Origin of the sequence: Bacillus sp. TH50 (assembly GCF_016650565.1) — a bacterium.
Classification (GTDB): Bacteria; Bacillota; Bacilli; order Bacillales; family Bacillaceae_G; genus Bacillus_A; species Bacillus_A mycoides.
On the sequence record NZ_JAEKFM010000003.1, the window covers coordinates 659,197 to 671,845 of the forward strand.

Sequence of the window (12,649 nt, forward strand, 5' to 3'; positions counted from 1 at the left end):
AAGTCTTCAAACAGACTCCGCCTTTTCGATGTATCATGAATTACAGCCAGTACTAGTAGCCTCTTCAAAATATTTCTTAAAAAACTTTGCAACAGAACCAAATTTACATTATTTCTTTGCGGAAATAGGTTGAAGCCAACTATCTTTACCATTTAAGTGTACTTCAAAAACATATATAGGCTGAGAGAAACCTTTTGTATCAGTGTAGTAATCTATACTATATTTTATAATGGATAATGTATCACCTGCTTTGAAAGATACTATAGGATCGAAGTCTCCTTGTTTCAGTTTTTGAAATGCTTCCTTTGGAGAAAGAATTTCAACATCTCGAACATGTGATTTTTTTGTACCGTAATATTTGTAAACAGGCATTTTTTTCCCTTCGTCTTTTAACTCTATTGATGTTTTTATAACAACTTGAGACATATCAGTTTTTGTAATGGGATCAATAGGCATATTTCCAAATTCCTTCATTTGATACGAAATCATTATTCCGAGTGCGACGAAACTTACTGTAATGGGAAGGTATAAATATTTGATTATTTTTGTATCTGTTTCATTTTTTTTCAAAAATATAAGAACTATGTTTAACACAGAATATCCTAGCATCATACCTAAAGTATTATGAAGTAAATCTGCTAGTTCCATACTTCCTCGTTGCAGTGTAAATTCAAGAATTTCAATCAATAAACTTGCTATAATTGAGATGATTAACATCCATTTTGTTTTTTGAAAAACCTTACTAAATAAAGGGAATAAAATTCCTAACGGAAAAAGCATACCTATATTCACAAAGATATGGAAGAAGGAAGTAAATGAAAATGTATTCCATGCTTTTTTATAAACACTAAGTACATCAAAGTCAATTGTTCTTGCAAAGGCCATATCATCTGAACGACCAAATGAAGTAGCTGATAATGCAAGGGAATAATATCCCGCTATTAAAACAAACAATATAATTTGTTTTACAGTAAGTTTTTTTCTCTTTTACATATCTTTTTGTATACTACAAAATAACTAAAAACAAATACAAGTAGTAACAAAAATGTGAGTAGTATCATAGGAATCGCATAACTAGCGATTAGACTGAAAATAATGTTCATTTTACACCTCTGTTTTTATGAATATAATTTTGTACATATGCATTTTATATAGTGATCTCTAATAATAATGAAGTAAATAATTTGCATGCAAATATAGATTACTAATACAACAATCGAGCTTTGAATCACAGACATTTCCCTATTTGTTATTTGCCCTAATTGGTGCAAAGTTAGAAATGCAAAATTGCTGTGAATTATAGCCACTACAATCTGTAAGAAAAATAGAATCATCATTTATCTTGTCACAATTCATGGTCTAGTTTCATATTTCCTTATTTAAACTACAATAATTGGTCGAATGCTTTAAGAACTAAAACAACTTAATATCCCAACACAGATTTTCTCATGAATGTATCTGTTATTCATTGTATTAGTTAGATTATTTTTCTCATATTGAATTACCTTACATTTTTCTTACACGCTCGTAATGTTTCTGAAAATACAGTTTATAATCCTCGGAGCAATGATTCTTTTTGGGGGATATAGCAAAGTGGGATCTTTTATATGCACAATACTATACCGAACTAGATTTCGGTATAGTATTTTTTGCAACTCATTGTGTTTTTTTACCAAACACGTATAAAAATCAATAGTATGCAAGTAAACTACTAGATAAAAGTTTACTTTCGGTTTTATCAGAAAAACAAAGAGAACTTGTAGTAATTACTACAAGTTCTCTTTGAGATGATGAAACAACATTTGAATGCCTTCCGTTATAATGGTTTACTAGAATTTTATCATTATGTATAACTATTAATGTGCAAGCTGTACTATAATTAAGTTCTTTTATTTTATCTACATACGAAATTAAGTGTTTATACTCATCCGTCATCTCTCTTATGCCTCCATATATATTATGTGTTTACAACAAAAAAGCCCACTTGTATAAGGAGGCACTGCGCTGCAAAAGGAATTACATTTAGCAAATGACGCCAACATGGGTTCCTACTGTCCCATGTCACCTAATACTATAGTTGAGTCAACGTAATAAACAAAATCCTTCTTTTAATATAGAATTTATCTTTATTTTTGCTTTTCTATAACTACCAAATAGAATATACGTGCTAATTTACTTAAGTATATATTTCCTAAAGAACATTTACACTTTCTCTTTAGTAGAGTCAATGAAAAGGATGGTGTTTTTATTGATATTTCACTAGCAAAACAGTTTCAACTATTCTCTCAGGAATTACACCATCATTTATGACTTCAGATTCTTCAAAGGCTCGCAAAAGATGTAGGATTTATTCGTTAGGGAAGTAATTTTCAACAAGGTTGAATAAGATAAAATCTTCATGCCGTTAAAGAAAACGATAATCTTCAAAAATACGAGCTGAATTTACATAAATAACTGTCAAGAGATATTTTTTTATTTTGGGGGTTCCTCAAAATATTAGCTTGATGGGCATAGGATACAGCAGCGTAATTGATAATCTCCTTTCTTGTTTTTCTCTCTATTTTTTTGTTGCTTACATTAGAACAGCTAAACTGTATAATAACTCATATTAAACTTATAAATAGACTTGCTAGTAACTTTTCATACTAATTTTTCCTTTCTTCATGCTGTAATACTTAATAGATAACCTAAATAATAAAAGTGTTCCACATTTACAAAAAAAATAATTAACTATAAGATGAATTAGACTACATAAGGGAGGGTTATATGTTACATACAAAAAGATGGAGATTTTTTGCGGTTCTTTCTATTGTAGGTTTGATTTTACTAATTTTATTAAAAATCAACTTTATTTCAATTACTATCGCAACTTCTTCAGCTGAAAGAGGAAAAATATTTGATCAAAATGGTGTAATACTAGCTACAAATAAGAAAGTTAAGTCTTTATATTGCACTTCTAATGATGAAAGGCTATCGGATCATGATACATCAAACACATTAGCTTTTTTCAATCAATTTTCAAAAGAATTTCAACATGACATTTCTGCAGAGGACATAAATTCACAATTACAACAATCTTGTAAAAAGCAGACTATGAATGATATACCGTTATACTCTGACATAAACGAGAGTGAACTTACATTCATAAACAAAAAAAAACCCAATAATGTAACAATTAAAGATGAATGGATTCGATATTATCCTAAACACGAAATTGGTTCACAGCTAATTGGGTATGTAGAAAATGACCTTAATTCTAAGTGTGGACCTGTTGGGAAAAGTGGGATTGAGCTTCAATATGAGAATGATTTAAAAGGAAAACCCGGAAAAACTCTAATTTTTAAAATGAATAATAAAAAGTTCTTATGGAATATTCAAAAAGTACAAAAAGGAAAAGATATCCGGCTGGCTTTAGACTCGAAATTGCAGCAAAAAACAGAGGAAGCATTAAGATCTCAAATTAAGAAAATACCTGATGTTAAAGTTGGTTATGTTGTAGTAACCGATGTAAACACTGGCGCAATTTTAACTATGGCCAACTCGGCAGTATTTAATCCAAATGCATTACATACACATGTATCATCTAAAAATGAAAACTTTAAATCACTTTCGCAAAATAAGGCAATTCAAAAATTAAAGTATGGTGAATCTTATGTGAATATGGCCTCTACTATAAAGCCTCTTACTATTTTAATTGGATTAAACGAAAAGCTTTTTCAACCCGAAGATACTTATTTAGATAAGGGTACTTTTCAGTATGATAATCAAAATAACATTACGAATGCACCTGGAACGCCAACAGGTGAGATTACACCAAGGCAGGCTATCATTAATTCATCTAACACATTTATGACAGCAAAAGTAGCTCTGCCCTTATTCAACCAAAATAATGGGAATATAGAAAAAGTGGCACATATATGGACAGATTATTTAATGCAATTCGGCCTACGTTCTAAAACCGGGATTGATTTACCCTTTGAAGAAGACGGTCAATATGAATTCCATCCATCTAATAAGTTTGAAAAGGGAATCTCCGCTTTATTAAATGCCTCTTCGGGAGGAAATGAAGTGCATACCCCTCTTCAACTCGCTCAATATGCAGCAACTTTGGCAAGTAAAGGTGATAAGTATAAACCTCAAATCGTAAGTGCTATTATGAATCAGGACGGTAAGGAAACAAAAAAGTTTAAACCAATTTTAGAAAGTTCAAATCGTTATCCTATGGAATTTTGGAGTGTCGTGCAAGGTGGAATGAGTCAAAATATAGAGGAGATTAAAAATTTACCCTTTCATGTCGCAGGTAAAACGGGTAATACCGGTTCTCCGAATGAGCAAGAAAGAATGATAAATCATTCTCTTTTCATTTCATATGCTCCTACCGAAGATCCACAAATCGCCATTTCTGTCGTTATTCCTGGTAGTAATTCAGAAAAAAACATCGCTGCTCTCGTTACAGCAGAAGTTTTAGAGTTCTGGCATACACTTCAATAAGAAAATAAAAACAAAGAGGAAGGTTCATTAAAGTGAACCTTCCTCTTTTACCATATAGAATCTATATCTATTATTTTCCACATGCCTTCATGATCCTTTTCGAACACGAATGAATATTTAATATCAGTTAAAACATACTCTTTTTGTACATACCCATTATTACCGTTAAATGTCGATATTTTTATATATCCATCATTCTGCTCTTTTTCTGGAATCCAAGCTTTTACCATTTCATTAGATACTTCATATAAAACTTGTGATTCTCGTTTTGGTTCAGCTAAAATTTTCGTTTTATTTCCAGTAACAGTTACATATATAAAATGCGCTTGCTTTGGTTGGTTACTTTCTGTCATTCCACTTGGTACTTTATATACTTTCTTTGTATCATTTGCAAATTCTCCCCCCATTGTAAGAGCGACTTGCAACTCATGAAACAAATCCTCATCAAATTTCAATTCATCCTTCTTATAACTCTTCCCTTTAAATAGAACTTCATCATTTAATGCCCTATACAAATCATTTTCATTTTTTGAATTTGTAATTCGAGATAAATCATTCATAAACTGTTTTAATGATGGCTCTTGAGCAGACTCATCTTTTGTTTTCAGCTTAATTTGTGTACTACTTTGTACCGGTGATTTATTATCATCAAGCCCAGGTTGTTGAACAATAAAAAATAACATTGTACAAACCAACACAACTGCAACAGGCAATGCTTTTTTACGAAATGGTCTCTTATTTGTTACAGAATCTACTTCACTATTTTGATATACCGATTGCTTTATTTTATAAATAAATTCTGCTTCATCTTTCCGATGCTCCATTGGGCCTTTTTTCAATTTACTATACCAGTCAGGATTTTTTTTACTGTTCATCACTTCTACCCTCCCCTATTAGTTTTGAAACTTTACTTCTCGCTCGACTTAATCTAGATTTGACTGTTCCAATTGATACACCTAATGTTTCAGCCATTTCTTCATAAGATAATTCATATTTCGCGTCCAATATTAGTATTTCACGGTGTTTTTTAGGTAGTTTTAATACAACATCCCACACTTCATTTAGTTCCTCTTGCTTAAAAAACTCTTGTTCTGCCGAGGAAGACTGCTTGTCGTCACTAAAAAACCCCACTAAAGATATCCTTTTAAAATAAGAGGATTTCAAATAGTTTATTGCCGTATTCCTTGTGATTTTTAATATCCACGTTTTAATAGATGACTCCTTTCGAAACGAATGCCAATGTTAAAAAACCTTTATAAAGACATCTTGTGTGATGTCATCTGATAAATGTGGATCTTTCGTAATAATAAATGAATAATTCCATACATCTTGCCAATAGTCTTTTATAACATAGTCAAGCTCATCATGATTACATTTTTCAATAAACTTCTGTTCCATTTCCACACCTCAAACTTATTTGAATAAACATAAAACTGCCCTCACTTTTAATATGGTTTCAATAGATAGACATGATACAAGTCTCATTTGTTCCATAGCTCTTTTTTCTATATAACTGCTCTTTCTGTATTTGAATACGTTGTCGTTCTTCTTCCTCTTTCTTTATTTTTTCTTGACGGTTACGTAGCTCCTCTTGCTCCCTTTTTATTTTGGTTCTGGTGCAAAAACAAAGTAAAAGAGAATAAAATATATATTTCTAACGGAATCGTATTTTATGCTACAAGTCCATCTACTATATTATTCAAGTACTTTTGTTGTCTAAGTTGCATACCATCAGGTATGCCTTTTTCTTTTTTGAACTGCTCAATTGCTATAGAATAAGCCGGATTCTTATCGACTGTTATTACACGTGGCTTTGAATCATAAAAAGGCCGCAAAGCTTTCCTAAAAAAGCGCTTTGCAGCCTTTTGATTTTTTGTTTTGTTTAGACAAAAATCGATTGTGTTGCCTTTCGAATCAACAGTACGTTACAGGTACATCTATTGCCCTATAACTTTTATAAATGTTTCATCAACTCTCCAAGAATCATTGGTTTGCTTGAGGTGACGAAGAATTCGTTTGTCCAATTCAGGTCTATACTAATGAACCCAACGCATAATGATGGTATGGGACAAAGATAAACCTCGTTCTTCCATCATTTCGACCAAATCACGAAAGCTTAGGTTGTACTACAGGTACCAGCGTACCGTTAATAAAATGATGTTTGGTTGATAATGCTTCCATTTGAATATATTTTCTCTTCCTATATGGATTACGCACCTTTAGTAGTATCAATATGGCTAAGTTAGAAAAATCATTTTCAAGTTTGTTTGTTTTTTACATCAGAGTCTTAAATATGTAATGAGAGTGTAGAGCTTAACGTTAATGTGAAAAAACAATAACGTTATTTAATTTTCAAACCTAAAACAGGCATAACCCCGTTCTAAATTTAGGACAGGGTTAAAACTTAATTGTTTAATTTTCAATATAAGATACTTCACTGCACTCAAAATATAACAATAAAATCGTTTGAAAATCTAAGGCTCATTCGAAACTCTATGAATGATTCTCCATTTTCAAAACGATCCTGAAGAAATATTGGCTCCGGTAACTTTTTCGCTTCTTCAAAAGACATACCAGCCTGTATACCATTATTAAATCCCATTAATTCTTCTTCAAATTTCATTAGACAGCCAATAGCTTTTGCTAATGTTTCAGCAGTTTCTCGCGCCCTCTTTAATGTACTTGCCCATATAAAATCTGATGGAAAGTCATTTTTCACTTTATGTACTAAACCTCCCACTTGTCATCTACCCATTTCCGTTAATTCAAAATCTGCTCTTACTTCATGCACGTTTAAAATATCCGCTTCCGATTCCCCCCTTACATCTTTTAAACCGAATGGATATATTATTATATTTTACCTATTTATTCAAATTAATTAGAAATCCTTACTTTTAATAACATATTCTTTTAATTTAGAAAATCTATTTTCTCTTTATACTACCAGTACTCTTTCCTCAACAAAAACAATACAAAATGCGTTCTTTCCATCAATAATTAACACTTTTTTAATAATAAAAAAGATGTCCAAAAAAATTCTATTTTTTTAGACATCCTTTTAATCTATTTTATTAATAATCCCGTAGGAGTAACTTGATATGTTTTTTTCTTACCCACAAATTCCTGTTTACTATTCTCAAGATTAGTAAGTGTGGCACGTGTCTTTTCCTTTTGTGCTTCTCCCTCTATATGAGTAAACTCAATATAATCCCCTACTTTGACTGAAACGGTTTGGCTTTCAGAAGCTTGTTGTCTATTTCCTACAATTTCTTTATTGTACAAGATATTACCCCATGAGTTTTGAACTTTAATGCTTGCATACGTACTAGTAAAATAGGAATGGGGTATACCCGCTTCTAATTTAATCTGCATTTTCTCTGTTGCCTTGTTATATTCTACTTTCGCGATTTCTCGATCATTATATCCCTTTAATGACCATGCGAATTGATTTCCATCTAAAACCGTTGTTTCTGGCATTTTCTCTACTTTCTTCAGGCCTTCTTTTGTAACTTGATATCTCGCTATCTTTCCAATGGTTTCATTTTTGTTATTTTCAAGGTTAATTAAAGTCGCTCGCGTTTTTTCCTTTATTGCTTCCCCTTCTATATGAGTTAGTTCAATGTAATCCCCTATTTTAACGGGCACAGTTTGGCTTTCAGCATTTTGTTGTTTATTTCCTACAATTTCTTTATTGTACAGAACGTTGCCAGAAGAATTCTGGACCTTAATACTCGCATACGTACTAGCAAAGTAGGAATGTGGTACACCTGCTTCTAGTTTTACCTTCATCTGTTCTGCCGTTTTATCATAATCTACTTTTGCAATTTCTCTATCACTATATCCTTTTAATGACCATGCAAATTGATTTCCATCTAAAATTGTTGCTTCTGGCATTTTTTCTACTTTCTTCAGACCTTCTTTGGTAACTTCGTATATGGCTTTTTTTCCAAAGCTCTCTTGTTTACTATTATCGACATTCGTAAAAGCAGCTCTATGCACACCTTCTAAATGTGTTAGCTCGATATAATCTCCTACTTTGACTGGTACCTTTTGTGATTCAGCATTTTGTTGCTTATTTCCATAAATCTCTTTGTTATAGATCACTTTACCTGATGTGTTTTGCACTTTAATACTTGCGTATGTACTATCAAAGTAGTTATGTGGTACACCTGCTTTTAAGTCCACTTGCATTTCTTCTGTTGATTTATTTAAATTTACTTTCGCAAATTCAAAATCTCCAATCCCTTTCAGCGACCATGCAAATTCGTTACCTTCAAAAATGTTTGGAGATTCATTTTTGATTTGTACCTTTTTCTCAACAGTTTGATCAAATAAATCCGTTAATACAATTTTTGCATAAGCATTTGTTGGTAATAATATAGATTGATTGATTCCATTTTGATAAGATTTAATATCATCAATTACGTTAATAGGTTGGCCCGTCATATTTTCATTGTTATAAATTTCAATTTTCCCCTTAAATTGCGGTGTACTATTTTCTTTTAGTTTCCAAGATACATTTAATTTTTCATTTTCATAATATATAGATTGGATATCAAAATCTATTTTTCCTATTTCAGGTTGAGTAGGTTGATTTAGCGTGAATGTTTTTCCTGATCCAATGGTAGACTGCGTATTACCTCCTGCTTTGACCCATACATATTCTGAAGTAGCTCCTCCATCATATTGATAAGCATTATCATGCGTTCCAGAAATACTTTGATTATTCCAAGAACTCCATTGTTTATCTACTAACTTTCGGCTATAACCATTTTTTAGGCGCGCTTCTCGAACATTCTGTCCACTATCAGCCCAGTCTTCCTGAAACATTCCTAATCCATGATTAAATGCAACATTAGCAACCGGAAAGTCCATAATTGCAATTAGGTGCCATTTATTCTTTGTTACATCTTTCATCCATTGTCCAAATTTAGTATGACCATCTTCTTGCCATGAACGCATTGTCATTCTGTACCAATTGTAGTCTTTCCAACCATAATTTGTTTGAACCTTCATTCCTGTTCCTTCTCCTCCAAAGGGTCCAGCTTGTGAATTCGGAGATAAGTATTCGGCCTTTATTGCTTCTTTAGAGGAAATTGGATCCCATAAGGCAAAATGTAATGTACGTTTTCCATTTTCATCATACCCACTTTGTTGTTGAAAACCAGCATATCCTCCAGCTTCACCACCTGCATTCCAGTTGTGTACAGCCCAATACGTATAAGGTGCAGTCTGAACTGGTGACCAGTCTATACTAATAATATCTGAGGCAGGTATATTTTTGGGACTCACATAAACTGCTGGAGCAGCTGAATGTGTTTCGGCTCTAGTGTGCGAAATAGACGTTCCAAACATAGAAAACATGCTACATGCTGCGGTAATTATAATAACTTTATTAAAACTTTTCTTCGTTTTCTGACTAATCACACTAATCTACTTCCTTTTCTAATTTTTATTATTGAATAATAACTTAGTAGATAAATCTATCAAAATTCAAGCAACATCCAGTAATTCTTTAAAATACTGCCCCAATTTATGTTGTTCTATCTTCACATCTGATTCTTACATATTACTTGATTGTAAGTGGTTTCCATAAAGATAATGCAAATATCCAATTTTGGTCACCATTTCCTTGATGATTTTGAACAGCTTCATACACTTTCCCTTGATGTTCTACTTTGTCTCCCTTTGTATACGCCTTCTTTGGATCCCATTTCTCATAAGATGCATTTTGATCTTTTGTTTTTACCGGAAGAATGTTACTTTGAATTGATGTATTTCCAGCTGCATCTACAGCCTTCACTGCATATTTATATTCCTTGTTAGCTGTTAAGTTTTGATCAGTAAACGTCGTTCCTTGTACCGTTTGAATCAATTTTCCATCGCGTATTACCTGATATTCTTTTACACCTACATTATCTGTAGAAGGGTTCCATTTTAGCTCTACACTGTTAGAAGTTAGGTTGCTTGCATATAATTCTTGTGGCTGTGTCGGAGCCTCTGTATCTGGTTTCGGATTAACAATTTGATTTACTTTTTTCAGGCCATCCTTTGTAACTTCGTATATGGCTTTTTTTCCAAAGCTCTCTTGTTTACTATTATCGACATTCATAAAAGTAGCTCTATGCACACCTTCTAAATGTGTTAACTCGATAAAATCTCCTACTTTGACTGGTACCTTTTGCGATTCAGCATTTTGCTGTTTGTTTCCATAAATATCTTTATTGTATACTACTTTTCCTGATGTATTTTGTACTTTAAGACTCGCGTATGTTTCATTAAAATAATGATGCGGTATGCCTGCTTTTAAGTCGATTTGCATTTCTTCTGTCGACTTATTGAAATTGACTTTAGCAAACTCAAAATCGCTAATTCCTTTTAGTGACCATGCAAACTGTTTTCCTTCTAAAATATTATTTCCATTAGGCATATCTGGTTTAATTGGATTAGAATCCGTACCCTTCCAAATTTCTGCTGTTAAAATTGGATATCCTAATGCAGCCACTTTTTGGATGGTATCGTTATTTGGACGTAATCCCCACTTCTCAAAAAACGGAATTAAATTTTGGTTTGCTGCCTTTGATGCTGAAATCATAAATAATTGTTTTTTCGTTTCATCAGTTTGTGGAATCTCATTTGAAGGCATGTCTCTATACAGCTGATGCAATTTAGGATAGAAATCCTCTCCATATGCTAACTGTAGTTGCCAAAGCATAACAAGCTTAACAAAAACATCACTAATTTCATCATAATTTTTATTCGTTTGTTCTAGATATTGAAACGCTTTTGGATAAATTCCACTTTTCTCTAAATTGGATGGTTGATTAAATGCTTTTTCTACAGAAAGGCTGTATATATTATTTTGTACTTCTGTCATATTATAAAACTTCCAGGGCGATTGTTGTCTCAAATGTCCTGCCTCGTGCCATGGACCCCAGCCATCTTTTACAAATTTATCAATATCTAACACGTATTGGATTGCATCTCCTACATATGCAGTTCGATAAGAAGTTGCATACATATAATAATCCGGAGAATGATTTTCCTCTACGTAATGAACATAATGTTTATCTACTTGTTCTTCGGATAATCCAGCTACTTTGTCTTGAATTCGAGTAGCTTCATCCATCTTTTTTAAGAGTTGTACAGGATCTGTATTAGAACCCAACAAATATTTCTTAACACGTGCAGGACTGGCTGTAATTAATACACGTTCTCCTTTTAACTCCACTGCATGTGCATTAGGATATTGGTCCAGCATGTTTATTAGATCTTGTTTCGTATGCTTTCCTAATTCAAAGAAAGGCGTAGTCGTTCCACCTGTTGTGACTGTTGTTCGAATGGTGCCACCTTGTTGTTTATTATAAAAATAAATCATCCCCCCATTTGGAGATTGAATCGTGTTTATACCAGGTTTTAATGTAAATGATTTTATTTTAGAATCTTCTCTCCAAGAAGCATCATACGAATACGTTCCAATATATACCTGAATATCTTGATTACCTTCTACATTAATCGTTATTTGTTCATTTGGTTTTGCATATAAACCAGTGGGTTCATATGGGCTAAATGCCATATTTTTTCTTTCCTGTTGTTTCAGTCCCTCGACATCCCCTTTCCCTGGGACTGTATACGTTCTATTTTCTGATTTAAATGAATTTTCACTTTGCAGTGATGTCGATAAATTTTTTTGCTGCTGCGTTTCCTCTGCAAAGACATCTGGTGAAGAAGCCATTCCAGAAGCAAGTATAGTTAATGTTGCAGTAGCTACAAGTATTCTTTTGGTTTTATGCTTTGATTTATTCCCCATAGTATCTCCCTCTCATTTCCTTGATAAATTTAAAAGTTTTCATTTCTTTAGCATGTGTTTACGTGCAAAAACAGTTCATGAACTTGTATTTATTACTTTTTACATAGCCCTCCCTTTACTCTGTTTATAATTATATTTAGATGTTATTTTATGACACATATAAATACAACTTTATAAAATATCTATCAAAAACGTCTATTTATGTTTTAATCTAGTATTCCTAACTGTCTTACAAATCAAATAAATTACACAAAGGAAGTCATTTCGTGTGAATAATACATTAAATCTAATTAATTACAGAGTAATAATTCACAGAAAATTAATATTATGTAAAATTCAAGAAAGTAA

Annotated in this window: 4 protein-coding genes and 5 pseudogenes; 1 reads left to right on the forward strand and 8 read right to left on the reverse strand. The window is 32.2% G+C overall.

Annotated features, from left to right (window positions below; genetic code table 11):
* Positions 1–108 precede the first annotated feature (108 nt).
* Both JFU23_RS03490 and JFU23_RS30440 read right to left on the reverse strand, forming a co-directional pair.
* A pseudogene (locus JFU23_RS03490) lies at positions 109–1,103 on the reverse strand (VanZ family protein).
* 15 nt (positions 1,104–1,118) lie between these two features.
* Positions 1,119–1,337 (reverse strand): annotated as a pseudogene (locus JFU23_RS30440) (ABC transporter permease); the annotation flags it as partial.
* A gap of 1,429 nt (positions 1,338–2,766) precedes the next feature.
* Between JFU23_RS30440 and JFU23_RS03495 the strand changes: the two are divergent.
* A complete protein-coding gene (locus JFU23_RS03495) occupies positions 2,767–4,491 on the forward strand; it encodes a peptidoglycan D,D-transpeptidase FtsI family protein (protein WP_201031383.1) in 1,725 nt (574 codons plus the stop codon).
* Between the two features lie 47 nt (positions 4,492–4,538).
* Here the strand turns inward: JFU23_RS03495 and JFU23_RS03500 are convergent, their stop codons facing one another.
* From JFU23_RS03500 to JFU23_RS03525, 6 genes and pseudogenes are all read right to left on the reverse strand, one after another.
* The gene (locus JFU23_RS03500; RefSeq protein ID WP_201031384.1) at positions 4,539–5,366 is read right to left on the reverse strand and encodes an SH3 domain-containing protein; all 828 of its coding nucleotides are present in this window, start codon (positions 5,364–5,366) and stop codon (positions 4,539–4,541) included.
* Positions 5,356–5,889: pseudogene (locus tag JFU23_RS03505) on the reverse strand (RNA polymerase sigma factor). Before JFU23_RS03505 ends, JFU23_RS03500 begins: the two are co-directional and overlap by 11 nt.
* Before the next feature lie 287 nt (positions 5,890–6,176).
* Positions 6,177–6,695 (reverse strand): annotated as a pseudogene (locus JFU23_RS03510) (IS6 family transposase); the annotation flags it as partial.
* 272 nt (positions 6,696–6,967) lie between these two features.
* Positions 6,968–7,339 (reverse strand): annotated as a pseudogene (locus tag JFU23_RS03515) (histidine phosphatase family protein); the annotation flags it as partial.
* A 215-nt stretch (positions 7,340–7,554) separates the two neighbouring features.
* On the reverse strand, positions 7,555–9,918 hold the full coding sequence (locus JFU23_RS03520; protein ID WP_201031385.1) for a putative mucin/carbohydrate-binding domain-containing protein: 2,364 nt from the start codon (positions 9,916–9,918) through the stop codon (positions 7,555–7,557).
* Between the two features lie 142 nt (positions 9,919–10,060).
* The gene (locus JFU23_RS03525) at positions 10,061–12,301 is read right to left on the reverse strand and encodes a M60 family metallopeptidase (protein WP_201031386.1); all 2,241 of its coding nucleotides are present in this window, start codon (positions 12,299–12,301) and stop codon (positions 10,061–10,063) included.
* Positions 12,302–12,649: the final 348 nt, after the last annotated feature.

What these genes read in the sequence shown, in the direction of transcription:
- JFU23_RS03495 (WP_201031383.1), top strand. Translation starts at nt 2,767, where the DNA reads ATGTTACATACAAAAAGATGGAGATTTTTTGCGGTTCTTTCTATTGTA.
- JFU23_RS03500 (WP_201031384.1), bottom strand. Translation starts at nt 5,366, where the DNA reads ATGAACAGTAAAAAAAATCCTGACTGGTATAGTAAATTGAAAAAAGGC.
- JFU23_RS03525 (WP_201031386.1), bottom strand. Translation starts at nt 12,301, where the DNA reads ATGGGGAATAAATCAAAGCATAAAACCAAAAGAATACTTGTAGCTACT.